The organism is Grimontia kaedaensis (assembly GCF_023746615.1).
In the GTDB taxonomy this organism is placed as follows: domain Bacteria; phylum Pseudomonadota; class Gammaproteobacteria; order Enterobacterales; family Vibrionaceae; genus Enterovibrio; species Enterovibrio kaedaensis.
On sequence record NZ_CP082275.1, the window covers coordinates 331,850 to 357,334 of the forward strand.

Annotated in this window: 25 protein-coding genes; 11 read left to right on the forward strand and 14 right to left on the reverse strand. The window is 49.7% G+C overall.

The window, feature by feature from the left end; translation table 11 throughout:
* The first annotated feature begins 58 nt into the window (after window positions 1-58).
* The 8 genes from mreB to tldD all read left to right on the forward strand — a co-directional run bounded on the left by mreB (window position 59) and on the right by tldD (window position 10,847).
* A complete protein-coding gene (mreB, locus tag K6Q96_RS01650) occupies window positions 59-1,102 on the forward strand; it encodes a rod shape-determining protein MreB (protein WP_002537278.1) in 1,044 nt (347 codons plus the stop codon).
* Between the two features lie 32 nt (window positions 1,103-1,134).
* Entirely contained in the window at window positions 1,135-2,058 is a 924-nt protein-coding gene (mreC, locus tag K6Q96_RS01655) for a rod shape-determining protein MreC (RefSeq protein WP_251877310.1), read from the forward strand.
* A complete protein-coding gene (gene mreD / locus K6Q96_RS01660) occupies window positions 2,051-2,539 on the forward strand; it encodes a rod shape-determining protein MreD (protein ID WP_039849728.1) in 489 nt (162 codons plus the stop codon). The genes mreC and mreD overlap by 8 nt, the downstream gene beginning before the upstream one ends.
* 12 nt (window positions 2,540-2,551) lie before the next feature.
* On the forward strand, window positions 2,552-3,139 hold the full coding sequence (locus tag K6Q96_RS01665; protein WP_251877312.1) for a Maf family protein: 588 nt from the start codon (window positions 2,552-2,554) through the stop codon (window positions 3,137-3,139).
* Entirely contained in the window at window positions 3,136-4,605 is a 1,470-nt protein-coding gene (gene rng / locus K6Q96_RS01670; protein ID WP_002537282.1) for a ribonuclease G, read from the forward strand. The genes K6Q96_RS01665 and rng overlap by 4 nt, the downstream gene beginning before the upstream one ends.
* A gap of 17 nt (window positions 4,606-4,622) precedes the next feature.
* Entirely contained in the window at window positions 4,623-8,498 is a 3,876-nt protein-coding gene (locus K6Q96_RS01675; RefSeq protein WP_251877314.1) for a YhdP family protein, read from the forward strand.
* Window positions 8,499-8,501: 3 nt separating this feature from the next.
* Window positions 8,502-9,320: a carbon-nitrogen hydrolase family protein gene (locus K6Q96_RS01680; protein ID WP_251877316.1), complete on the forward strand. Its 819-nt coding sequence runs from the start codon at window positions 8,502-8,504 to the stop codon at window positions 9,318-9,320.
* 81 nt (window positions 9,321-9,401) lie between these two features.
* Window positions 9,402-10,847 carry a metalloprotease TldD gene (tldD, locus tag K6Q96_RS01685; RefSeq protein WP_251877318.1) on the forward strand — a complete coding sequence of 482 codons (1,446 nt, stop codon included), beginning with the start codon at window positions 9,402-9,404 and terminating at the stop codon, window positions 10,845-10,847.
* Window positions 10,848-10,891: 44 nt separating this feature from the next.
* Here tldD and yjgA read toward each other — a convergent pair whose 3' ends face one another.
* Entirely contained in the window at window positions 10,892-11,422 is a 531-nt protein-coding gene (gene yjgA, locus K6Q96_RS01690) for a ribosome biogenesis factor YjgA (RefSeq protein ID WP_251877320.1), read from the reverse strand.
* 137 nt (window positions 11,423-11,559) lie between these two features.
* Between yjgA and pmbA the strand changes: the two genes are divergently transcribed.
* Window positions 11,560-12,900, forward strand: coding sequence for a metalloprotease PmbA (pmbA, locus tag K6Q96_RS01695; protein ID WP_251877322.1), 1,341 nt, complete (start codon window positions 11,560-11,562; stop codon window positions 12,898-12,900).
* Between the two features lie 60 nt (window positions 12,901-12,960).
* Here pmbA and K6Q96_RS01700 read toward each other — a convergent pair whose 3' ends face one another.
* The 13 genes from K6Q96_RS01700 to K6Q96_RS01760 all read right to left on the reverse strand — a co-directional run bounded on the left by K6Q96_RS01700 (window position 12,961) and on the right by K6Q96_RS01760 (window position 23,502).
* Window positions 12,961-14,013 carry an acyltransferase family protein gene (locus tag K6Q96_RS01700; RefSeq protein ID WP_251877324.1) on the reverse strand — a complete coding sequence of 351 codons (1,053 nt, stop codon included), beginning with the start codon at window positions 14,011-14,013 and terminating at the stop codon, window positions 12,961-12,963.
* Between the two features lie 237 nt (window positions 14,014-14,250).
* Complete coding sequence (mgtE, locus tag K6Q96_RS01705; protein ID WP_251877325.1) at window positions 14,251-15,618, reverse strand: magnesium transporter; 1,368 nt, start codon at window positions 15,616-15,618, stop codon at window positions 14,251-14,253.
* 132 nt (window positions 15,619-15,750) lie between these two features.
* A complete protein-coding gene (locus K6Q96_RS01710; RefSeq protein WP_002537296.1) occupies window positions 15,751-16,026 on the reverse strand; it encodes an HPr family phosphocarrier protein in 276 nt (91 codons plus the stop codon).
* A complete protein-coding gene (gene rapZ / locus K6Q96_RS01715) occupies window positions 16,023-16,874 on the reverse strand; it encodes an RNase adapter RapZ (protein WP_251877327.1) in 852 nt (283 codons plus the stop codon). The genes K6Q96_RS01710 and rapZ overlap by 4 nt, the downstream gene beginning before the upstream one ends.
* A gap of 20 nt (window positions 16,875-16,894) precedes the next feature.
* On the reverse strand, window positions 16,895-17,338 hold the full coding sequence (gene ptsN / locus K6Q96_RS01720; protein WP_251877329.1) for a PTS IIA-like nitrogen regulatory protein PtsN: 444 nt from the start codon (window positions 17,336-17,338) through the stop codon (window positions 16,895-16,897).
* Window positions 17,339-17,340: 2 nt separating this feature from the next.
* Entirely contained in the window at window positions 17,341-17,628 is a 288-nt protein-coding gene (gene hpf / locus K6Q96_RS01725) for a ribosome hibernation promoting factor (RefSeq protein WP_251877331.1), read from the reverse strand.
* A 26-nt stretch (window positions 17,629-17,654) separates the two neighbouring features.
* Window positions 17,655-19,145 carry an RNA polymerase factor sigma-54 gene (locus tag K6Q96_RS01730; protein WP_251877332.1) on the reverse strand — a complete coding sequence of 497 codons (1,491 nt, stop codon included), beginning with the start codon at window positions 19,143-19,145 and terminating at the stop codon, window positions 17,655-17,657.
* Between the two features lie 75 nt (window positions 19,146-19,220).
* Complete coding sequence (gene lptB / locus K6Q96_RS01735; RefSeq protein ID WP_251877334.1) at window positions 19,221-19,946, reverse strand: LPS export ABC transporter ATP-binding protein; 726 nt, start codon at window positions 19,944-19,946, stop codon at window positions 19,221-19,223.
* A 6-nt stretch (window positions 19,947-19,952) separates the two neighbouring features.
* The gene (gene lptA, locus K6Q96_RS01740; RefSeq protein WP_251877336.1) at window positions 19,953-20,462 is read right to left on the reverse strand and encodes a lipopolysaccharide transport periplasmic protein LptA; all 510 of its coding nucleotides are present in this window, start codon (window positions 20,460-20,462) and stop codon (window positions 19,953-19,955) included.
* On the reverse strand, window positions 20,443-21,009 hold the full coding sequence (gene lptC / locus K6Q96_RS01745) for an LPS export ABC transporter periplasmic protein LptC (RefSeq protein ID WP_251877338.1): 567 nt from the start codon (window positions 21,007-21,009) through the stop codon (window positions 20,443-20,445). The genes lptA and lptC overlap by 20 nt, the downstream gene beginning before the upstream one ends.
* The gene (gene kdsC, locus K6Q96_RS01750; protein WP_251877340.1) at window positions 21,006-21,563 is read right to left on the reverse strand and encodes a 3-deoxy-manno-octulosonate-8-phosphatase KdsC; all 558 of its coding nucleotides are present in this window, start codon (window positions 21,561-21,563) and stop codon (window positions 21,006-21,008) included. The genes lptC and kdsC overlap by 4 nt, the downstream gene beginning before the upstream one ends.
* Entirely contained in the window at window positions 21,563-22,528 is a 966-nt protein-coding gene (locus K6Q96_RS01755; protein WP_251877342.1) for a KpsF/GutQ family sugar-phosphate isomerase, read from the reverse strand. Before K6Q96_RS01755 ends, kdsC begins: the two co-directional genes overlap by 1 nt.
* Before the next feature lie 11 nt (window positions 22,529-22,539).
* Entirely contained in the window at window positions 22,540-23,502 is a 963-nt protein-coding gene (locus tag K6Q96_RS01760) for a calcium/sodium antiporter (RefSeq protein WP_062665963.1), read from the reverse strand.
* A gap of 403 nt (window positions 23,503-23,905) precedes the next feature.
* On the opposite strand from K6Q96_RS01760, the gene mlaF reads away from it, so the two are divergent.
* The gene (gene mlaF, locus K6Q96_RS01765) at window positions 23,906-24,703 is read left to right on the forward strand and encodes a phospholipid ABC transporter ATP-binding protein MlaF (RefSeq protein ID WP_251877344.1); all 798 of its coding nucleotides are present in this window, start codon (window positions 23,906-23,908) and stop codon (window positions 24,701-24,703) included.
* 8 nt (window positions 24,704-24,711) lie between these two features.
* The gene (gene mlaE / locus K6Q96_RS01770; protein ID WP_251879561.1) at window positions 24,712-25,482 is read left to right on the forward strand and encodes a lipid asymmetry maintenance ABC transporter permease subunit MlaE; all 771 of its coding nucleotides are present in this window, start codon (window positions 24,712-24,714) and stop codon (window positions 25,480-25,482) included.
* Window positions 25,483-25,485 lie beyond the last annotated feature (3 nt).

The window sequence follows — 25,485 nt, forward strand, 5'->3', positions numbered from 1 at the left end:
GTTGGTACATTTAGCGGAATTTGAAGAATTTTAACGCTTGCAGGATTAACCGAAGATTATGTTTAAGAAACTTCGTGGCATGTTCTCTAACGATCTGTCTATCGATCTGGGAACAGCTAACACTCTCATCTATGTAAAAGGGCAAGGGATCGTTCTGGATGAACCTTCTGTTGTCGCAATTCGTCAAGATCGTGCAGGCTCACCAAAAAGCGTCGCGGCAGTCGGTCATGAAGCAAAACAAATGCTGGGCCGTACGCCAGGAAACATCGCAGCCATTCGTCCAATGAAAGACGGCGTTATCGCTGACTTCTACGTGACCGAGAAAATGCTGCAGCACTTCATCAAAACCGTTCACGACCACAGTTTTATGCGCCCTAGCCCACGCGTGCTGGTGGCAGTTCCTTGTGGCTCTACTCAAGTTGAGCGTCGTGCTATCCGTGAATCTGCACTGGGTGCGGGTGCGCGTGAAGTGTATTTGATTGACGAGCCAATGGCGGCAGCAATCGGTGCTGGTCTGCCAGTGTCTGAAGCGACCGGTTCTATGGTGGTCGATATCGGTGGTGGCACCACTGAGGTAGCGGTTATCTCTCTGAACGGTGTGGTGTACTCATCTTCTGTACGTATCGGTGGTGATCGCTTTGACGAGTCCATCATCAACTATGTGCGTCGTAACTACGGCAGCTTGATTGGTGAAGCAACGGCTGAGCGCATTAAGCACGAAATCGGCTCTGCTTACCCAGGTGACGAAGTTCGTGAAATCGAAGTACGTGGTCGTAACCTCGCAGAAGGTGTGCCACGTAGTTTTACTCTGAATTCCAACGAGATTCTGGAAGCGCTGCAAGAGCCGCTGACAGGTATCGTGTCTGCTGTGATGGTTGCACTGGAACAGTGTCCGCCAGAGCTGGCATCTGACATCTCTGAGCGCGGTATGGTGCTGACTGGTGGTGGTGCACTGTTGCGCGACCTGGACCGTCTGCTGACCGAAGAAACCGGCATTCCGGTTGTTGTTGCTGAAGAGCCGCTGACCTGTGTTGCACGTGGTGGTGGTAAAGCGCTGGAAATGATCGACATGCACGGTGGCGATCTGTTCAGCGAAGATTGATCTTCTTCCATCAACAAACAGGTTGTAACTGAATGAAACCAATTTTTGGCCGTGGGCCATCGCTACAATTACGCCTGTTCTTCGCTCTTTTAATATCAGCCAGCCTTATGCTGGCTGATAGTCGTTTGGGTGCCTTCACCAATTTCCGTTATTTGCTGAACTCGCTAGTCGCGCCGTTGCAATATGCATCGAATGTGCCGCGTGATCTGCTCGATAACGTCTTCCGTCAGTTCACTTCTCACCAGCAGCTGTTGATTGACAACACCAAGCTCAAAGAAGAAGTACTACTGCTGCGAAGCGGGCAGTTGATTCTGGATCAGTTGGAGCAAGAAAATCAGCGTCTGCGCGAGCTGCTGGGCTCACCGTTTGTGCGTGACGAACGCAAGATGGTAGCGGAAGTGATGGCGGTAGACTCTGACCCTTACAAGCATCAGGTGATGATTGATAAAGGGCGTACTAACGGGGTTTACGAAGGCCAGCCGGTGATTAACGAGCGAGGCATCGTAGGGCAAGTTTCTTATGTCGGTGCACATAACAGCCGTGTGCTGCTTATCACTGACCCAACCCATGCGATTCCAGTACAGGTGGTGCGCAACGATATTCGTGTTATCGCTTCAGGTCGCGGTGACAACGACAATATCCAACTGGAAAACATTCCAAGCAGCACAGACATTGAGCCGGGCGACATGCTGGTCACGTCTGGCTTGGGTGGTGTATTCCCTGAAGGTTATCCGGTGGCGAAAGTCACGTCGTTTTCTTTTGACAACAAACGCCCGTTTGCACAGGTGGACGCTAAGCCAGAAGTGCAGTTTGACCGTTTGAGATACCTATTGCTGGTGTGGCCAACTGACGTCGAGAAAAAAGAAGTGATTGAAGGGGAGGAGCAAGCACCTGCAAGTGAAGAAGCCCAACCTTCAACGACCGAAGAACAAACCAAAGAGGTAAGCAATGGCTAATTCAAGCATGCGTGGCCGTGCGCTTATCTGGCTATCGTTTATTATCGCATTGATCCTTCAGGCCGCGCCGTGGCCGGGTGAGCTTGCGCCATTTCGCCCATCCTGGGTCTTGTTGGTGGCTTTCTATTGGGTATTGGCACTGCCACACCGCGTTAATGTCGGTACGGCATTGGTCGTTGGTTTGCTCTGGGATTTGATGCTGGGCTCCACACTCGGTGTGCGCGGCTTGATGATGTCAGTGCTGGTTTATATTGTCGCGCTGAACTTTCAGATGCTGCGTAATATGTCGCTCTGGCAACAGGCAGCACTCTTGTCTTTGCTTACTTTGGCAGGAAAAGTGCTAGAGTTTTGGGCGGAGTACTTGGTATCCAATGTGCAGTTCGACCCGGCGCAGCTATGGGCAGGTTTGCTTAACTTCTTACTATGGCCTTGGCTGTTTTTGCTGCTGCGACGGGTGCGCCGTCAGTTTTCGATTAAGTAATCTGGAGAAATCATGGCAGATCTTCAACTTTATCTCGCGTCTGCCTCACCTCGAAGAAAGGCGCTGCTGGAACAACTCTCTGTCCAGTTTGAGATTTTACGTGTTGACGTTGAAGAACAGCGCCAGCCTAATGAACAAGCGGCGGACTATGTCCGCCGTTTATCCCTCGATAAGGCAAAAGCCGGCGTCAATGTAGCGCCTGTCGACCTGCCAGTGCTGGGCTCAGATACCATCGTTGTCTGTGACGGAAAGGTATTGGAAAAACCTGCAGATCTTGATGCGTCGCGCAGCATGCTGCGCCAGTTGTCTGATCGCCAACATCAGGTGATGACGGCTGTGACGCTGGCGGATCGGAACCATTTCCTGACCACGCTGGTCACAACTAATGTATGGTTTAAACCCCTGAGTGATGAAGAAATTGACACCTATTGGCATAGCGGAGAACCTTGCGACAAAGCAGGAAGCTATGCGATCCAGGGGCTTGGCGGCCGGTTCGTGACCCGAATTGACGGCAGTTATCATGCTGTGGTCGGTCTGCCACTTTACGAAACAGATACTCTGTTAAAAGAATTCCAAAAATTAAGCGGTAAAAACCTATGAACGCAGAGTTATTGATTAACGTCACGCCTTCAGAAACCCGGGTCGCCATGATTGAGGCGGGTAATCTGCAGGAAGTGCATATTGAGCGCGAAGCAAAGCGCGGCATTGTCGGCAACATTTACAAAGGCAAAGTGAGCCGCGTACTGCCAGGTATGCAGGCGGCTTTCGTCGATATCGGTCTTGATAAAGCAGCGTTCCTACACGCTTCTGACATTGTTCCTCACACTGAATGTGTGGCTGAAAACGAAAAGCAGCAATTTCAGGTACGCGATATCTCTGAGCTTGTTCGCCAGGGGCAGGATATTGTAGTGCAGGTGGTAAAAGACCCACTGGGTACCAAAGGCGCGCGCCTGACCACAGACATCACCTTACCTTCCCGCTACTTGGTGTTTATGCCTGGTGCGGCGCACGTAGGCGTGTCTCAGCGTATTGAGAGTGAAGAAGAGCGCGAGCGCTTGAAGAATATCGTGTCTGACTACTGTGATGACCTCGGCGGTTTTATCATCCGCACCGCTGCAGAAGGCGCGTCTGATCAGGAAATGGCACAGGATGCGGCTTTCCTTAAACGTCTTTGGAACAAGGTGCTGGAGCGTCGTGCCAAGCGTCCTTCCAAGTCGATGCTTTATGGCGAGTTGGGGTTGGCCCAGCGTATTTTGCGTGATTTCGTTGGTACTGAGCTCAACATTATCCGTGTCGATTCCCGCACTGCGATGGAAGCACTTCGTGAGTTTACCGAAGAGTTTGTGCCAGAGTTGTCTGACAAGCTTGAGCTCTACACCGGCGAGCAGCCAATCTTCGATATGTATGACACCGAGAACGAAATTCAGCGCTCGCTTGATCGTAAGGTGGAGCTGAAATCCGGTGGTTACCTCATCATCGACCAAACCGAAGCCATGACCACGGTAGACATCAACACCGGCGCGTTTGTGGGTCGACGTAACCTCGAAGAGACCATTTTTAACACCAACACAGAAGCTACCCGTGCCATTGCGCGCCAACTTCGCCTTCGTAACCTCGGTGGTATTATCATCATCGACTTTATCGATATGAGCTCGGAAGAACACCGCCAGCGCGTATTGCAATCACTCGAGCAAGCGTTGTCGAAAGATCGCGTGAAAACCAACATCAATGGCTTCACTCAACTTGGTCTGGTGGAGATGACTCGTAAGCGCACGCGTGAAAGCATTGAGCACGTCCTTTGTGGCCAATGTCCAACCTGCGAAGGTCGTGGTTCGGTTAAGACGGTTGAAACGGTTTGCTACGAAATCCTGCGTGAAATTACCCGAGTGAACCGCGCGTATGATGCTGACAAGTTTGTGGTGTATGCGTCACCGTCTGTAGGCGAAGCGCTCGAAGGTGAAGAGTCGCATGCAGTTGCGGAGCTTGAAGTTTTCATTGGTAAACAAGTAAAAGTACATGTAGAGCCGCTGTATACCCAAGAGCAGTTTGATGTAGTGATGATGTAAGCGAGACCGTTCTTTTAATGGCGAAATTTGCTCAACGCTTAGCAGTGACGGTGAAATGGCTTCTCGTTGTTTTACTGGTGTGTGCTGCGGTATTTACCGCAGCCATGCGTGTTGTATTGCCCAACTTGGATGCGGCTAAAGCGCCGATACAACGTTGGGCCAGTGATACTTCCGGCTTTACCATCGACTTTTCTACCTTCAAAGGGCACTGGCGTTATCTGGTGCCTTCTTTGTCTTTACACGATCTGACACTCTCTACTGAAACTTCCCATCTGGAAATTCTGACTGCCGAAAGTATCGACATGCACTTCGATCTCTGGGCAAGTCTCCAGCGCCGGAAGCCGACATTTTCCAATGTGACTATTACTGGCTTAAATGTCGATTTGACCCAATTACCAGAGCGTGACAATACAGGCAACGAAAGCCTGAAGTCTCAGTTGGAGCGTCTGTTTCTGGTTGGGCTTGGGCAGTTTGCAATTCATGATGCCAAAGTCACTTTGCTGTCGCCGTCTGAAGAGCACAAAACCATTGATATTAACTCCCTGCTTTGGGATAACCGCGCAGGGACTCACCATGTTCAAGGTGTGGTGAGTGTTCAGGGCACATCACTCAATAAGCTTGATGTGCAAGGCGTGTTTACCGAACGTAATGGTTTGGGGTCGCTTGATGGCGAGTTTTACCTCAAAGCGGATGATGTGTCGCTGAAAAGCTGGATCAGCAAATTTATTAATCCAGAGGTATCACTGGCAACGGCTAAAGTCGGCGGTGAAGCTTGGCTTACCGTCGAGAAAGGTAATGCGCGATCAGCCCTTATTAGCGTGAATAACAGCGACATTGCCTGGCTCCCCAATGCTCCTTCACTGCAAAGCCAGAAAAGCAGCACCCAATCGGTCCAGATTCAGCGTGGGCAACTTCTGATCGAACAATCTGGGGAAGGCTGGCATATCGCTACCGATAACTTCGCGATTAAAACCGATGGCAAACTGTGGCCCGAACCGAACTTGCGCGCAGATATCAGTGATGAAGCTTGGATAGTTAACGCCAATTATTTCGATGTGGGCTTACTCCTTCCGTTGCGAGAACTGATTGCTTTGCCGGAAGGTGCTGAAGATGCTATCAGTGCTTTGTCTCCGGAAGGGATAGCGCAGGACATTCGCGTCGAGCAGCCAAAAGGTGGAGAGGTTCGATATTCTGCCGCGCTGAAAAATGTCAGCTTCAACCATTGGACATACTTACCAGAAGTTCACAAGCTGGACATGATACTTGCAGGCGTCGGCAAGAACGGCAAAGTCACGTTGGCCATGACAGACGATATCCTGCCGTATGGCGACTTCTTTCAGGCGCCGCTCAATATTGAGCAGGGTGATGTAGTTGGTTACTGGCAGCTGCATGAAGATAGCGTGACTATCTGGTCTGACCGTGTGGCTGTTCGCTCACCTCATCTGGATGTGATGGGTGAGTTTCGTTTGGATATCCCTTTTGGTGATCGTAGTTCCTGGCTTGCGTTTTACGCCGAAGCTAGTTTGAACAATGCTGGCCAGACATGGCGATATTTACCTGCTTTAGCCCTCGATGAAGAGCTTACCGACTATCTTTCTGCGGCGATTCGCGGAGGGCAGGCTGATCACGCCAAACTCTTATGGTTTGGCGACTTTGAAACCTTCCCGTACCCAGAACATCAGGGAATTTTTCAGGCTTATGTGCCGCTTAAAAATGGACAGTTTAGCTTTGATACCCAATGGCCGACACTGACTGATTTGGAGCTGGAGCTGCTGTTCCAAAATGACGCCCTATACCTCGATGCATCCAATGTCGGATTGATGGGCGCCCGCGGTTTCGGTTTGAAAGGGGAAATCCCCTCTTTCAGCGATGACAACAGTGTACTTTTAATTGACGCTAATGTGACATCAAGCGGCGCTGACCTGCATGACTATATGTTGGCGACACCACTTGTCGATTCTGTTGGTGCTGCACTGACCCATGTGCAGGTTGATGGGAAAGTGAATGGCAAAATTTCACTGAATATCCCGCTCAATGGGGATGATGTATTGGCTAAGGGTCAGGCATCGCTGAAAAATAGCACCGTCTCCATTGTCAGCCCTGAAATGACGTTTGAGAAAGTTAGCGGCAACATCAAATTTGATAACGATGTGGTGTGGGCGAAAAAGCTCAAAGCCAATCTATTGGCTCAGCCCATCAATATCGGGTTTAAAGGTGAAACCGAGTCCGATAACTACCTGGTTAACATTGATATTGATGGTAACTGGGAAGCAGACAGGCTGAAGGCCGCGTTGGCCCAGCCAGACATGTCCTTCATTGAAGGGAAATCTGCATGGGACTTAAATGTTGGCATTGCACTGAAAGATGTTGGCTTTACCTATGACGTGAAGCTGGATGCTGATCTGACGACCTTAGATTTCAACTTGCCGTCTCCACTGGATAAGCCTTCGTTTATCAAAGGTCAGGGGAGCATGAAAGCCTCTGGCGATGCACAAAGTCTGGTCGGGCAGGTAGAACTGCCAAACGTGAAATATCAGGCCAATATTGATATCAGCGGCGAGCTGCCCGTGGTGACTAAAAGCCGCACTGTAATTGGTGATGGGGAGCTTTCTCTGCAGCCACTAACGGGGAATGCGGTCAGCATTGATGTCCCTGTTCTGGATCTACATGCATGGAAAGATGTGGTCGCAAAAGCTGAGGCCGCGCACCGCAACTCCAAAGATTCCATGCCCATTGTTCTGCCAAACCCTTCGCGCCTGAATGTAAAAGCCGACAAGGTTCAGGCCGGAGAGTTAATCTTCAATAACTTTTCCATGGCAGCACGGAAGAAAAGTGATGGTTTCCATGTATTGGTTGGCAGTGAAGAGCTGGCAGGTGATGCCTGGTGGGATGAAGATGATTTCCTGACTGTTTCTATAGATCACCTGTTCCTCAATATGGATTTAGACAAAGAGACGGCGGAAGAAAACGCTGGGCGCAAAGGTGCCCGACTGGCGAACGATGTTGATCAGGTCCTGATGTACTACATCCCATCGACTGATCTGACTATCAATGAGTTATGGTTGCAGGGGTACCGAGTTGGTAAGGTTGAAACCCAACTGCTGAAGCGTGGAAAGACGATAACCATGCCGAAGTTTGCCATCGACAGCGGCGGTGCCCGGATTCGCGCCAATGGTGATTGGTCTATCTCGAATAAAGGGTTTAACCATTCTGAACTTACCTTTGATGTATCGGCGAAAAATAGCAGCGATCTCATGGGACGCTTTGCTGTTACTGGCGGTATTCAGGATGCAACGGTGAAAACCTCGGGTGAGCTTAGCTTTGACGGTGCGCCTTGGTCTTTGAATGTTGAAACCCTGAATGGCGTGCTCGAAACCAAAATCGAGAATGGATATATCAGTGGTGTTGGCGGCGCAGGGCGTTTGCTTGGTCTGTTTAGCCTGGATTCCATCTTGCGGAAAATGCAGCTCGACTTTACTGGTGTGTTTGAGGACGGCCTTGCTTTTGATGAGATCAGCGGTAGTGCCTCAATCACTAACGGGGTAGTTGTCACGGATAATATCCAGATGAATGCGCTCGCAGGTGATATGTTTATTAGAGGGATAGCAAATCTTGCGAAAAATCAGGTTAATGCGGACGTGAGATTCGTGCCTGATTTGACCTCAGGGATTCCGGTTTTGACCGCATTTGCTGTCACCCCTCAAACCGCACTCTATGTTTTGGCAGTCACTACCGTGCTCTCGCCAGTTGTAGATGTGTTCACACAGGTTCGTTATCAGGTAAGCGGGGCCATTGATGATCCCGTCGTCAGGGAAGTCTCGCGCAGCACAGGCGAAGTGACGTTGCCTGAGCAAGCTACCAAGCGCTTGCGGGAACAGCAGAAGGAGCAATGAGTAATGACCAAATTTGGCGTCGTACAAATGAATTCAGGGATGGATCCCGAGGCAAATCTGGAAGTAATGGAAGGCCAGCTTAAACATCTGAAAACACAAGGTGCCCGTTTGGTGCTGACGCCAGAAAACTGTCTGGTGTTTGGCACAAAGGAAGACTACGACAAGCACGCCGAGGTACTTGGTCATGGTCCTTTGCAAAAGAAGCTTTCCCAGTTGGCATTTGAACTCGGTATTTGGCTGGTGATGGGGTCATTTCCCATCCGCAACAACGACGGTACCTTGAGCACAACCTGTCTGGTTTACGATGCTGCCGGTAACCTGCGTGCTTCCTATGAAAAGCTGCATATGTTTGATGTTGATATCGCCGACAATCACCGTAGCTATCGAGAGTCAGATACATTCAAGTCCGGTGACAACTTGGTGCTGGTCGATACGCCTTTCGGCACTCTTGGGCTCTCTATTTGCTATGACATCCGTTTTCCACAGCTCTATTCTGCACTTCGCCAGCGCGGCGCAGACATCATAGTGGTGCCAGCAGCGTTTACGAAAGTGACCGGTGCGGCGCACTGGGAAGTGTTGCTGAGAGCACGTGCGATTGAAACACAATGTTGGGTCCTTGCAGCGGCGCAATGTGGCAGCCATCAGGGCGGCCGAGAAACCTATGGTCATTCAATGATTGTTGACCCGTGGGGACAAGTGGTCACAGGTCTGAACGAGCAGATTGGCACTGCTTGGGCAGATATCGATTTGGCCTCTAACAGCGCTATTCGCAGCAAAATGCCTGTCATGCAACATGCCCGGTTGCAATGCGCGATGAAATAGCGCAGTCTCGAACCCATATCTCTCCCGTAATACACCTCATTGCGGGACATTCCTTTTTTAGCGCTAAAGAGCAGTTTATTCATGAGCCTGGAACACGTGGAAGAAACCATGCTGCACCTTTCCGGTGTCAGTAAAAGTCAACTAAGCCAAACGCTTGAACATTTGGCTGCAAGAAACATCGACTATGGTGATGTTTACTTCCAGTCGTGCTGGCACGAATCGCTGGTGCTTGAAGATTCGATCATCAAAGACGGCTCATTCAACATTGATCGTGGTGTTGGCGTCCGAGCTATTACTGGCGAAAAAACTGGATTTGCTTATTCAGACCAGATCAATGCCGATGCCTTGATGCAAAGCGCGACCGCTGCACGTGGAATTGCAGACAAAGGCGGAAAGCTAAAAGTGTCTGCGTTTGCTTCACGCCAATACCCAATGATTTATCAGGCGATTGACCCGCTGAAGAGCATGTCCAAAGAGGAGAAAATCGCACTGCTGAAAGAAGTCGATGCTTATGTTCGCGCTAAGGAGCCTTTGGTGCAGGAAGTATCAGTCAGCATTGTGGGTGTGTATGAGCAGGTATTGATTGCGGCAACCGATGGCACTTATGCAGCGGATGTTCGCCCTCTGGTCCGTTTCTCTGTTAGCGTGCTGGTGGAGAAAGATGGCCGCCGTGAGCGCGGTTCTGCGGGCGGTGGTGGCCGTTTTGCTTATACCTATTTCATCTCGGAAGAGGACGGTAAAACCGTCGCAATGAATTACGCGGATGAGGCAGTCAGACAGGCACTGGTGAACCTTCATGCCAAGGGCGCGCCCGCAGGTACTATGCCAGTGGTTCTGGGTGCAGGCTGGCCAGGTGTTTTACTGCATGAAGCGGTAGGCCATGGCCTTGAAGGTGACTTCAACCGTAAAGAGTCTTCTGTGTTTACCGGTCAGGTTGGCGAACAGGTGACCTCCCCACTTTGTACCATCGTTGATGATGGCACCTTACAAGATCGCCGTGGCTCGCTGAACATTGACGATGAAGGCGTACCGGGTCAGTACAATGTGCTGATTGAAAATGGCATCTTGAAAGGTTACATGCAGGATAAGCATAATGCGCACCTGATGGGTGTGGCGCCAACGGGCAATGGCCGTCGTGAATCCTATGCTCACTTGCCAATGCCTCGCATGACTAACACATACATGCTGGCAGGTGAAAGCTCACCGGAAGATATTATCAGCAGTGTGGAATACGGCCTATACGCACCTAACTTTGGTGGCGGACAGGTGGATATCACCTCTGGCAAATTCGTGTTCTCTACCAGTGAAGCCTACCTGATTGAAAACGGTAAAGTGACGACGCCGGTGAAGGGCGCGACACTAATTGGCAGTGGTATTGAAGCCATGCAGCAGGTGTCTATGGTCGGTAACGACCTGAAGCTGGACCGCGGTGTAGGCGTATGTGGTAAAGCAGGTCAGAGCGTGGCAGTTGGTGTAGGTCAACCGACTTTGAAGCTGGACGCGATGACGGTCGGCGGAACAGAGTAATTGCTGCGGATGAAATACAAAAAAGCCGGGTAACCCCGGCTTTTTTAGTCTTCAGACTCTGCTTTCAGTGTTTTCAGCATCTGGAAGATTTCGCGGTAAGCTTTTGGCGGCTTGTTACCTTCCTGCTCTTTCTTCGCCTGACGGGCTAGTTGACGCAGTTTCTGACGATCAGCGGTTGGGTACTGTGCCACTACATCGTTAATGGCAGCATCACCTTCTGCGACGACGCGATCACGAAGCTTTTCCATTTTGTGCAGCTCAATCGACTGTTGACTGTGCTTATTGCGCAGCAAATCCAACGCCGCCTGAATAGGCTCAGGATCGCGGGTGCGCATCAGTTTGCCGATGAACTGCATTTGACGGCGCTTGGCTTCTTTGTCAAAGCGTTGCGCGTCAGAAATGGCTGCGCGCAGATCGTCGTCCAGCGGAAACTTTGCCAGTACAGAAGGTTTCAAAGCGACCAGCTCTTCACCCAGTTTTTGCAGTTCTTCCATGTCACGTTTCATTTCGGTCTTGCTGACCCAAATGATCTCTTCTTCCTCTTCCCAAGGCTCACGTTTGTTCTTACGGCCCATAATTCTTCCCGAGGTTGTTTGACGGTTTCGATAACGGCGTATCTTATCAAGAATGTCGAATTTTGCTGGTGTTTTTTAAGCATTGCGGCCCTTTCGAGTGGTATGCTTATCAGCAACACTCATTAATTTAAGACCTTATGGACGTGAAACAACAGGTTGCTCAGCAACGTACTGAGCTGGAAGCGGCGGTGACCCGTGCATTGGAGTTGGCCGGTAAAAAAGCTGACGCGGCAGAAGTGGCGATCACCAAAACGACTGGCATCAGCGTATCAACCCGCATGTGCGAAGTGGAGAACGTCGAATTCAATAGCGATGGTGCGCTGGGTATTACCGTTTATCGCGGCAACCGTAAGGGTAGTGCTTCTACGTCTGACTTGTCTGAAGAGGCGATTGCCCAGACGGTAGAGGCAGCATTGGATATCGCCAACTATACCTCTGAAGATCCATTCTCTGGGCCAGGCCCGAAAGAGATGATGGCGTTTGATTATCCGGATTTGGATCTTTTCCACCCAGATGAACCAGAACCCGATCATGCGGCAGAAAAAGCGATTGCAGCCGAACGGGCAGCACTGGATCACGACAAGCGCATCAAATTCAGTGATGGTGCCAGCTATGACAGCCATTACGGTGTGCGCGTTTACGGCAACAGCCATGGCATGCTGGGCAGCTACGCCTCCAGCCGCCACAGCATCAGCTGTAGTGTGATTGCTGAAGACAGCAAAGGTATGGAACGTGATTATAGCTATACCGTTTCCCGTGATAAAGATGAGTTGTGGGCACCGGAAAAAGTGGGTATCGAGGCGGCGAAACGCACTCTTTCCCGCATGGAGCCACGACGTCTTGCAACAGGGCAGTTCCCCGTTATGTTTGCAGCCGATGTGGCGACCGGCCTGCTAGGCCATTTGGTGATGGGGATCAGCGGCTCAAACCTATACCGTAAATCTTCCTTCCTGCTGGACAAGCTGGGTCACCAAATTCTGCCTGATTGGTTTGAGATCAACGAGCGTCCACACATTTTGAAAGGCATGGCGAGCGCACCGTTTGACAGTGAAGGTCTGGTGACCCGCGATTTGGATATCATCAAAGGTGGTGAGCTACAAACCTATCTGGCAACCAGTTATGCGGCTCGCAAGCTGAATATGCAGCCGACAGGTCACGCTGGTGGCATTCACAACTGGTTTGTTAAAAACACGGGTCAGTCGTTTGAACAGATGCTGAAAGAGCTGGGTACCGGCCTTATGGTGACTGAGTTGATGGGACAGGGTGTGAATATCGTGACCGGCGATTATTCACGTGGAGCAGCGGGTTTCTGGGTAGAGAACGGTGAAATCCAATATCCTGTCAGTGAAATCACGATAGCAGGTAATCTGGCGGATATGTATAAGCAGATTGTGGCAGTGGGTGCAGATACGGAGTTCCGCAGTCAAATCCAGACTGGTTCAATCCTGATTGAATCAATGAAAGTCGGCGGTGAGTAAGCGCATCGCTGAATAGGCCGAGAGAAGAAAGCCACCTTAGTAAGGTGGCTTTTTTGTCGGCTAATAGCCAATGATATAGCGGGACTTCACTTTTCCTGTCAGGAGTTTGTTCAGGGCAACGGCTATCAACACACTGAGTGCAATGACGACAAAACAGGTCACTAGATAGTAAGGAATATTGGTCGATTCCGGGTGATCCAAAAACGGAAGCCTTTTAATGGTGGTTAACACCCAAGGGTGGATAAAGAAAATTGCAAAACTGGTATCAGATATCAGGTCCGTTAATTTGGTTTTGAATATGAAGTTTTCTAGTAAGAAATAAAGTCCAATAGATAAAAACATTTTCTGTATAAACATAATATCGATACCGGCATATTCTAAAACACTTTTGGAATAACTCCCTTCGTGCCCCTGTATATATTGGATGAATGCTAGTGTAATGGCAACCAAAAGAAGAGATAGTGATTTTATACCACAGTTTTTATTGATTTCTTCACGATAAATGGAAATGTAGATGCCAGCCAGATAAAATGGCGTGAAGTATATCAGCATCTGTATTGGATTAATGTTCTCATAAGAGCGATGTAGGAAAATTGAAATAACAGAGAATAAGGCGATGATTATCATTTGAGTACGTCTGGATAGCTCAATGAATTTAAAATGAATCGGAGAAACGAGAAATAAAAGAATAGCAAATGGAATATACCAATAAGCGGTTAGCATTCTTCCTGTTAGGTAATACTTAATGGTTGTCGCAAATGCGCTGTCATCCGGAGAGAAAAATACAACTCTGTAATAGTCTGCATCCGCAGCGAAGAAACCAGACTTGATTACGTATACGAGTGGGATAGCGAGCGAGGTAAGAATCAGGTATGGGACGATAATTCTTTCAAACTTCCCTTTCATAAATTTTTTGTATTGATATCTCTTATAGAAGATATGATGGAACATATAGCCAGAGATAAAAACAAAAAGTGCGGTGCCACCAGTAAGGATATTTTTAATAACTGAAAAATATCCGGCTGTGTCATCAAAGCCATAAATATATGAATGACTCATAACAATGGCGATAATAGCGATAGCTCTATAATTATGGATGGATTGCAAGAACACAATAAACTCCTTTGCCGGCATTAGGGCCGGAAAATTTACTTTTGCTATGTTGTTAACGGAGTCTAATTTTTAATTTTTCGTGAAAAATAAGCAGCATGAACTTCTTGCAGTTTTTAAAACTAAAAAAGTGCGTAAGTTTGATTTATTGGGAGAGCTTCATTTATTTGAGGGTGAATTGGTAAATATTGTGACAAAAAAACCTCCCGAAGGAGGTCTTTGTGAGCGGATTGTTGCAACTTAAACCAGGAGCAGCGTTGCCAGTCCTAAAAATACTGAGAGGCCAACCATATCTGTGATGGTCGTCAGTGCCATTCCTCCAGCAAGGGCTGGGTCAACTTTCATCTTTTTGAGAAGTATTGGTACGGTAACACCGGCAACGCCTGCAACCACAAGGTTGGTCAACATGGCAGCAGCAATGATACCACCAAGCATTAAATTACCTTTCCAGAGCACGACCACTCCGCCGATGATACAGGCCCAAAGCACGCCATTTAGAAGACCTACCAAAGCCTCTTTGTTTAGAAGCCAGCGGGTGTTGGAATCACCAATATGGCCAACGGCGAGACCACGGATCACCAGCGCAACGGTCTGGTTACCTGCAACACCGCCCATGGAAGGGACGATGGTCATCAAGACTGCGATAGCGGCCATCTGATCGAGAGTATTTTCAAAAAGGTTGGATACAGAGGCAGCAGCAAGGGCAGCGAGTACGTTGGCACCTAGCCAGATGCTTCGGCTTCGAGCTGATTTTAATACTGGCGCGAAGGTGTCCTCTTCGTCATCCAGACCCGCCATACTCATCATCGAGTGCTCCGCATCTTCACGGATGATATCAACCACGTCATCGATAGTGATACGACCAACAAGCTGGTGCTCTTCATCGACAACAGGTGCCGAAACCCAGTTACGGCGTTCAAAGAGGCTGGCCACATCACTGTCGCTCATGTCGACAGGGATAGCGTCATCTACGTCTTCCATCACTTCCAACACTTCAGTATCAGGCTGGGAAGTGAGCAAGACGGTGATAGGTAATTCACCAATCAGTCGGCTGTTTTCATCTACAACATAGAGAGCGTCAGTGGCCTCTGGCAATTCGCCTTTCATACGCAAGTAACGCAGTACCACATCTACGGTGACGTCTGAACGGATGGTCACAACGTCGGTATTCATCATACCGCCGGCGGTTTCTTCCGGGTAGGCAAGGGCTTGCTCTACGCGCGCACGGTCTTGCGCGTCCATCTGCGATAGAACGTCCTGAGAGACGTTGTCAGGCAGGCTTCGAAGCAGGTAAGCCACGTCATCGGTATCCATACCTTCCGTCGCAGCAGCAAGCTGCTCAGGTTGCATTCGCACCATGATGCCGTCTTTCACATCCTCAGAAAGCTCCTCGAGGATCTCGCCTTGTTCTTCAGGATCGGTCAGCTGCCAAAGAACCAGACGACTCTTCGGTGGAGATGCTTCCAGTAGGTGCGCAATATCCTCGGGTTCCATGTCTTCGAGCATGCGACGGACATGAACAAACATACCGTTTTCGAGGGCGCGACTGACTTCCTGCAGCGTTTGGTGCGTTTGGCTAGGTTGTTCTACTTCGTAATTCTCTGCCATGGGAGTGTCCGTATGACGGCGGGTGACGCAATGACATGAATATTAACGCAAACAACCAAAGCTGTCTTTGGCGTTTAAGAAGGAAAAGAGTGGGAAATGAGAAAATGTTTCTGTGGGAACGAAGGAGAAGGGTTAGTTCTCCTCGTCAAAGCCTGCTTCAATCAGCGCAGTAATGGCATCAAAAGCCTGCTGCGCTTCGGAACCCTCTGCTGAAACCGTGATTTGTTCGCCCTGACTGGAGTCAAGAAGAAGAATGCCCATCACACTGTCTGCGGTGACGGTTTGTTCATCTTTGGTCAACATCACCTGTGCATCAAAGCTTTGTGCTAATTCGACTAATTTAACCGCTGCGCGGGCATGCAACCCTAAGCGGTTGCGGATCAATACGTCCTTGCTGAGTTGACTCATACTTGTCCTTCGAGAGTGCGGTGGCGGACTTGAACCTGATGACCTGTCGCGGCGAAGTAATCGGCAAGGTATTGCGCGATATATACAGAGCGGTGCTGACCGCCGGTACAGCCGATAGCAACCGTCAGGTAGCTGCGGTTATTGTTTTCCAGTGCGGGTAGCCAGGACTCAAGGAAGCTTTTAACCTGCGCAATCAGCATGGCGACATCCTGTTCACCTGCGAGGAACATTTTCACTGGCTCATCCAGTCCTGTGAGTGGTCGGAGTGCTGGTTCCCAGTGTGGATTAGGCAGAAAACGAACATCGAACACATAGTCCGCATCTGATGGCAAACCATGTTTGAAACCAAAAGATTCAAACACCATCACCAAATCACGGTTGGTGCGGCCCAGCACGAGTGAGCGCACCGCTTCACTTAAATCATGCACTGAGTGTTTGGAAGTGTTGATGACTTTGTCTGCGCGCTCTTTGAGTGGTGTCAGCAATTGCTTTTCACGCTCTATGGCTTGCTCAAGGGAGAGATTATCGCGGCTGAGTGGATGAAGGCGTCGGGTTTCGCTGAAACGTTTGACGAGCTCTGGGTCGTCGGCATCGAGAAAGAAAATATCAACATCGACATCATTCGGCAGCTTTGCCAGAGTGTGTGTAATTTCATCGGGATCGGCCGGCATATTACGGATATCAATACTGACAGCAATGAGGCTATCTTGGTCATTCTGCGCGGCAATAAACTGCGGAAGGAGGTTCACCGGTAGGTTATCAACGCAGTAATACCCCAGATCTTCTAAAACCCTGAGTGCGACAGATTTTCCAGAGCCAGAGCGACCGCTGACAATTTTTAGCTGCATGATGCGCGTCCCTGAGCTGCTTAGCTTGTAATTATATCGTAGAGCTCTTGGTCAGAGCTTGCATTGCGAAGTTGGCGGCAAACCTTTTTGTCACCGAGCTTCTGTGCAATCAATGAAAGTGTTTTGAGGTGCTCCTTACACTGGTCATCCGGCACCAGCAGGGCAAACAGCAGATCAACAGGTTGGTTGTCGATAGCATCAAACTCGATAGGCTCAGCACATTGAACAAGCACACCAACGGCATGATCACTGTTGAAGATACGGCCATGGGGAATGGCAATTCCATTCCCTATGCCCGTACTGCCCATTTTCTCTCGGCCAAGCATACACTCGAACAGCTTTTGCGGGTTTTGATCCAATTGGCTGGCAGCCAGTTCGCTAATCACTTCAAGTGCACGTTTCTTACTTGAACAAAGGACTGCACTTTTCGTGCAGTCCAATTTGAGTACGTCTTTGAGTTCCATGGTTAATGGTGATTCATCTTTTCTTTGTGTTTGGTTAACTGTTTAATCAGCTTATCGGTCAGCGAGTCGATCGCCGCATACATGTTTTCAGAGTCGGCTTTTGCGTGGATTTCGCCGTTATTCACATGCAGGGTCGCTTCGGCAATCTGCTGCAGTTTTTCGACGTTAAGCACTACATGAACGTTATTGATATGATCAAAAAAGCGTTCAAGCTTATCAAACTTGGTTGTCACGTATTCTCGAAGGGCATCAGTGACTTCAACGTGGTGACCGGTGAGATTGATTTGCATAAACATCTTCCTTCTGGTTGAGACGCCTAGATAAGGCGCTTGCGCTGATTTGACGGTGCAATTCCCAGAGACTCACGATATTTTGCTATCGTTCGTCGCGCGACCTGGATCCCTTGCTCCGCCAGCAGTGTGGCAATCTTGCTGTCGCTGAGTGGTTTGGCCGGATTCTCGGCTGCAACCAATTTTTTCACCAGCGCGCGTATTGCCGTAGAGCTGCATTCACCGCCATTGTCAGTGCTGACATGGCTTGAGAAGAAGTATTTCAATTCAAATATGCCACGTGGTGTGTGCATATATTTCTGCGTGGTAACACGGGAGATGGTGGACTCGTGCATGTCCACAGCCAGCGCTATGTCATTAAGGACCATCGGCTTCATGGCTTCCTCGCCGTATTCAAAGAAATCCTGTTGATGCTCCACAATGCAACGCGCTACTTTCAGCAGGGTTTCATTGCGGCTTTCGAGGCTCTTAATCAGCCATTTGGCATCTTGCAAATGACTGCGGATAAATTGACTGTCTGCAGCACTGCAGCCATTTTTGGTGAGTGCTGCGTATTGTTGGTTCACTTTAAGACGCGGCACTGCATCCGGGTTGATTTGCACCACCCATTTGCCACGGTCTTTAAACACGGAAACGTCAGGAATCACGTATTCCGCTTCATTGGTGACGATGAGATTACCCGGACGCGGCTCCAGACTATGGATAAGACGCATCACTTCTTTGAGTTCAGGCTCACGAAGCTTGGTATCTTTCATTAACTGGCGATAGTCACGGTTGGCAAGCAGATTCATGTGCTCACGAAGCACCATTCTCGCTTCTGCCAGCCAAGGCGTGTCTTCGGCAAACGCAGCCAATTGGATCAACAAACACTCCTGCAGTGAGCGCGACGCGACACCCAGTGGGTCAAATTGTTGAACGCGTTTGAGCACGGCTTCGACTTCATCAAGTTCCACTTCACCCTCTTCTGCGCCAAGGCTTTCGAGAATATCTTCCGCAGAAACGGTGAGATAGCCTTTGTCGTCTACCGCATCAATGATGGCGGTGGCAATGGCGAGGTCGAGTTCAGTAAATGGTGTGAGTTGCAGTTGCCAGTTAAGGTAATCGTAGAGGGTTTCGGTGGTTTCGCCTTGATAGACGGGCGTGTCATCACTGACGGAGATTCCAGTGCTGCCAGTATTAGCGCTGTAGAAATCATCCCAGGTCGTGTCGACGGGTAAGTCGTCGTGCATTTCCTGCTGGCCCAGGGCATCAGAACTGTCCATGGTGTCAGGTCCTTCATTTTCGGACTCTGACGCCGAAGCGCTGACTTTCTCTTCACCCTCAAACTCCTGAGCGCTATCGCCGTCGATATTGTTATCGGCGTTTTCGTCTTGCTCTAGGAGTGGATTAGCTTCCAGCGCTTCCTGGATCTCCTGTTGCAAATCAAGCGTCGACAGCTGAAGCAGGCGAATTGCCTGTTGCAGCTGTGGAGTCATTGCAAGTTGTTGGCCAAGCTTGAGCTGAAGCGAGGGTTTCATAGTTATACTGGCACCTTTCCTTTTATCTATTATCAGTGCATATATTGGAGCGATTCGCCAACCGTTCTCCTTTAACTATAGCCTGAACTGGTCTCCGAGATAGACTCGTTTCACGTGCTCGTCGTTGAGCACTTCATCAGGTGTGCCGTGGGCAATCAAGTGCCCTTGGCTAACAATATAGGCGTGTTCACAAACACTGAGTGTCTCACGTACGTTGTGATCGGTGATTAATACTCCAAGACCGCGGTCGCGGAGATGCTCAATAATCTTCTTTATGTCGATAACCGAGATGGGGTCTACGCCTGCAAACGGCTCATCAAGAAGAATAAATTTCGGATTCGCTGCCAATGCTCGTGCGATTTCCACTCGGCGGCGTTCGCCACCGGATAAAGCCATGCCCATGCTGTTGCGAATGTGCTGGATGTTAAACTCATCCAGCAAGTCTTCTGCTTTGTCCTGACGCTCTTCTTTGGTCAAATCCGAACGGGTTTGCAATACGGCCATCAGGTTATCGTAAACGCTGAGTTTGCGGAAAATAGACGCTTCTTGGGGCAGATAACCAATACCCATGCGGGAACGATTGTGCATCGGCTGGATACTGATATCCAAATCGTCGATTTTGATAATGCCTTCATCGCGTGCCACCAAACCAACAATCATGTAGAAAGAGGTGGTTTTACCTGCGCCATTTGGGCCAAGTAGTCCGACGATTTCGCCAGACTTCACTTCCAGACTAACATCTGTAACGACCTTGCGGCCGTTATAGCTTTTCGCGAGATTTTGAGCGGTGAGAATAGCCATGCAGGGTTAGTTCTTCTCTTGTTTGGACTGTGGCTGCAATACCGTGGTGACACGACTGCTGTCATCACTTTCGGCAACCAGCAATTGTTTGTCGATGTTGTACGTGATCTTCTGGCCTTCCACCTGATTACCGCCTTCCTGAGTCAGCACGGCATTGCGCTTCATGGTCAGGAAACTTTTACCGGTTTCGTAGCGAAGGTCGAAAGCTTCACCGTTAATTTTCTTTCCGTCGTCCATGGTTTGTTCGAAAGTGGCCGGTTTGCCGTAGGCATCGATCACTTCTACACCCTCTTCACCACTTGGGCGGGTTACGACGACCTTGTCCGCGTTAAGGCGGATGGAGCCCTGACGCAGGTAAACGTTACCGGTGAAAATCACGGTGTTGGTGTTCATGTCGAGGTTCTGCGAGTCGGAATCAATATAGATTGGCTGCTCGGAGTCTGTTGACAGTGCCATCGCAGTGCCAGATAACAGCACCAATACCATGGCAAAAAATTTAGTTCTTTTGTTGTTCATATCTGCTCTTCACTTGGTCAATCAGTTCCATTTGGTGGGAGCCAAAATTGCCTTTTACTCTCTCGCCACGGGTTTGCAGACCCACGCCGGTAATTTCGGTTTCGGTGTCTGACCAGAAATCACGGGTCACGAGATCCAGAGTTAGTTCTTCTGTGGTGACGACTTTTATTTGTGCGTCGGGCAACAGGTTAAAAATCCTGACCCTGCCGGTCATCACCAGAGTTTTTGTATCTTCGAGAACGGCGAACTCGGAACTGACACGCCACTCTTCTTCTTCCCCGTTACTATATGTCCAAAGCACGGGCTCATTAAAGTGGGTCTCGTCGAGTTGCTGATAGTTCTCTACATGTACAGACTCGATGCGGTAGCTCCGAATCCCTTGCATGTTGTAAGTGGTCGAGTTGATGTTATCCGCCGTAAAAAGCGGCTTCTCAGCATCCGGTGCAACCTGTACCTCTGCTTCCCAGTAGTGCTGGGTTAGCAGGTAGTACCCTGCATAACCACAGACTGCGAGAAGGGCAATGATACCAAGGCGTTGCAACATCATATACTGAGTCCCTTATGCGCATCGAGTTCCCCGCGTGCTTCGAGAACCAAATCGCAGACTTCACGCACGGCTCCGTAGCCGCCTGGGGTGCGGGTGACCAAATCAGCGCGTTTGGCCAAAAGAGGATGGCCGTCATTCACACAAACAGACAAGCCAACCTGAGACATGACCGCCCAGTCGATAAGATCGTCACCGATGTACGCGGTTTGCTCAGCAGGCACGCCTAAGCGGTTGACGAGATCTTGATACGCAGAGGCTTTGTCATCCTGCCCCTGATAAATGTGCTGTATGCCAAGGGCGCCCATACGACGCTCAACAATGGCAGATTTGCGACCAGTGATGATGGCGATTTCGACACCGGCATTCATCAGTGATTTGACGCCGTAACCGTCACGGGTATGGAAAGCCTTTAATTCCTCGCCATCGTTACCCATATAGATGCGGCCATCAGAGAATACGCCGTCAACATCGCAAATCAGCAATTTGATGTCACGGGCACGTTCCACCAATTCAGTGGATACAGGGCCATAAAGGGTTTCAGTCATGGGTTGCATTACATCACTCCAGCTTTCAGCAGATCGTGCATATTCAGTGCGCCAATCAGCTTGTCATTATCTGTGACCAGCAATCCGTTGATTTTCTTCTCTTCCATTAGCTTTAGGCCTTCAGCAGCCAGCATATCAGGGCCAATGAGTGTTGGCTTTTTGCCCATTACTTCGCCGATTTCGGTAGCGTGAACGTCTATACGCTGATCCAGAAGCCGACGCAGATCGCCATCGGTGAAAATACCGAGCACGGCGTCGCTGTCATCAACAACAGCCGTCATGCCAAGGCCTTTGGCAGACATTTCCAATAGCGCGTCACGAATGGTGTTGTTTGATGAGACTTTTGGCAGTTTGTCGCCAGAGTGCATAACGTCAGCAATGCGCATCAATAGCTTGCGACCCAGTGCACCTCCCGGGTGGGATAGGGCAAAATCGTCGGCTGTGAAGCCTTTTGCTTGCATGAGTGCCACCGCCAGTGCATCCCCCATGACCAGCGTCGCAGTGGTACTGGACGTCGGTGCAAGACCAATCGGACAGGCTTCTTTTGGCACTTTAATGCAAAGGTTGATTTGCGCCAGTCGCGCCATGGTCGAAGAGGGATTGCTTGTCATGGTGATAAGCGCAATACCGCGGCGTTTCACCACTGGCAGCAGTGTGATGATTTCCGAGGCTTCACCGGAGTTTGAAATCGCCAGAACCACATCACCTTTTTCAATCATGCCTAGATCACCATGGCTGGCTTCACCAGGGTGAACAAAGAAAGAGGGAGTACCAGTACTTGCCAGTGTCGCTGCAATCTTGTTACCAATGTGGCCGGATTTTCCCATGCCCATCACAACGACTTTGCCTTTGGCTTCAAGAATGAGCTTACAGGCATTGTTAAAGTCTTTGTTGATGTACTGCTCGAGCTGGGTGATTGCATCCAATTCAGTTTTCAGTGTTGCAATGCCTGCCTGGCGAAAATCAAAAGTCATAGTTAATCCGGTTATGCCGCGAGGTGCGAGAACAGGTAGCCTTGGTAACCCACGAAGCAAACAAGAAGTGCAATGCCTTCCCAGCGGTTAATCGTACGCGCTTTGCCGACAGCGAACAGGAACAGCAATACTGACAGTGCCAGCATGACGTAAAAGTCACGATCCATCGCCAGTGGGTTAATGGCGGATGGTGCCAGTATACCCGGAATACCCATGACCGCGAGAATATTGAAGATGTTAGAGCCGATGATGTTACCCACCGCCAGATCGTCTTCGCCTTTCATCACACCTGCAATCGATGCTGCCAGTTCAGGAAGACTGGTGCCGACAGCAACGATTGTCAGACCAATCACCAGGTCGCTCATGCCAAAGGCTTTTGCAATGATAACGGCAGAATCAACTACCATGTCTGCGCTGAAAATGAGAAGCACCAGACCAACAACCACCCAGATACCCGCAGACACGTTACTGACGCCTTCAGGAATTTCAGATTCCTGCTCAGCGAGCATAGGATCTTCTTCTCCGCTTTCACGGCCAAACTTCATCATCAGAAGCAGGAAACCCGCAAAAAACACTGCGAGGAGAACACCTTCAAAAAAGCTCAGGTAGTTGTTCCACAAAATAGCACCAGCAAGCAAAGTCACACCTAGCATCAGAGGCAACTCGCGGCGGAGAATGCCTGAACTGATAGCGAGAGGCTTTATCAATGCTGTCACACCAAGAATCAGTGCGATATTTGCAATGTTTGAACCGAGAACGTTACCTACAGCTGTGTCGGTTTTCCCGCTGAGCGCGGCAGTTGCTGAAACCACCATCTCTGGCGCTGAACTTCCCATGGCCAGAATAGTCATACCGATGACAAGGGGTGAGATGCCCACATTACGGGCAATAGCGGCTGCTCCGTAGACCAGTCTGTCAGCACTCCATACCAACAAACACAAGCCCACGACGAGAATGGCGGTCGCTTCAAACATTTAGATACCTTCAGAATTAGCTGGGGCTAACAACAATACAAAAGGGCAATTTTGACCGCTAATTGAGTAAATGTGAAGGAAAAGGACGGATGAGTTTTGGCAAGCTATACGGGAATTCGCCAGACAGTGAAGTATCTTCCATTGAATTAACCTGTCTTCGATTCACCCAATAATAAAAAACATTACTCATTGAAGGTGAAAGTGGCTGACTGTTTCTAGCCTGAAAATGAGTGATCTTAATTCCAGTGTTTGCATACCGGAAAAGACAGGGTCTGTCTGAAAATTGATAGATTTTTGATGAAGATTTTGCAAATGAATGGTGTACAATTACTTGTTTTGCCTTTGTTAGCCTTCTATGATCGGGCAATTAACACTCAAGGAAACACAACATCAAAGGGCCTTGATGAGTATTACGAATTTGGTTGAAGTGAACAACCTGACTTTCTCGCGTGGCGAGAGGGTGATTTTTGAGAATGTCAGCCTCACTGTTCCTGTCGGTAAAATCACGGCAATCATGGGGCCTTCCGGTATTGGCAAGACGACTCTCCTGAGATTGATAGGCGGACAACTCCAGCCAGAACATGGCACTGTCGAATTCGCGGGTCAAAACATTCCTACACTGTCGAGAAGCAAGCTCTACGACGTGCGAAAACGTATGAGTATGCTGTTTCAGTCTGGCGCATTGTTCACGGACATGACGGTTTTCGATAACGTCGCCTTTCCCCTGCGCGAACACACCGAACTTTCTGAATCTCTGATTAAAACCATTGTGCTGCTTAAGCTTGAAGCGGTTGGCTTGCGAGGAGCATCTGATTTGATGCCAAGCAGTCTTTCCGGTGGTATGGCAAGACGTGCAGCACTGGCCCGTGCTATTGCGCTCGATCCCGAACTGATTATGTTCGATGAACCCTTTGTGGGTCAGGACCCGATCACTATGGGTGTTTTGGTTTCCCTTATCCGCAACCTCAATCAGGCACTGGGTTTGACTTCTATTGTGGTCTCTCACGATGTCCCTGAAGTGATGAGCATTGCGGATCATGTATATCTGCTGGCCGATGGCAAGATCATCGCATCAGGCTCTCCGCAGTCTTTACGTGACAATCCTGATCCCCGGGTCAGTCAGTTTCTTCAAGGCGATGCTGACGGTCCTGTACCGTTTCGTTACCCGGCCAAAGATATCAAACAGGAGCTTTTCTCGTGATTGTAAGCATGGTGCAGGCAATCGGCGCCCGCGCGATGTCGGTGTCCCAGACCATGGGGCGGGCGACCTTTGTGCTGCTGGGCGCGCTGATCGGCAAACCTCAACCAAGAAAAATGTTCCCGTTGTTGCTGACCCAGATTTATTCCGTGGGTGTGCGCTCACTGGCGATCATCATGGTGTCAGGCCTTTTTATCGGCATGGTATTGAGCCTTCAGGGCTATCTGGTACTTGCCGACTTTGGCGCGGAAAGTTCTCTCGGGCAAATGGTGGCGCTTTCGCTACTACGGGAGCTTGGCCCGGTAGTGACGGCACTCTTATTCGCGGGCCGTGCAGGCTCAGCGCTGACGGCAGAAATCGGTTTGATGAAAGCAACAGAACAGCTTTCAAGTCTTGAGATGATGGCGGTTGATCCGCTCCGCCGTGTGGTTGCACCACGCTTTTGGGCGGGTGTTATCTCCATGCCACTTCTGGCGATGATTTTTATGATGGTGGGCATCTGGGGCGGGCAGCTCGTGGGTGTCGACTGGAAAGGTATTGATTACGGTAGTTATTGGGCGGTGATGCAGTCGTCCGTTGAACTGGGTTATGACATTGGACAGTCATTTATCAAGAGTCTGGTGTTTGCCATCACCGTGACCTGGATAGCTTTGTTTAACGGCTATGATGCGATTCCAACGTCAGAAGGGATCAGCCGAGCCACTACACGTACCGTTGTGCATTCATCTTTAGCAGTGTTGGGGTTGGACTTTGTCCTCACGGCACTGATGTTTGGGAGCTAATTA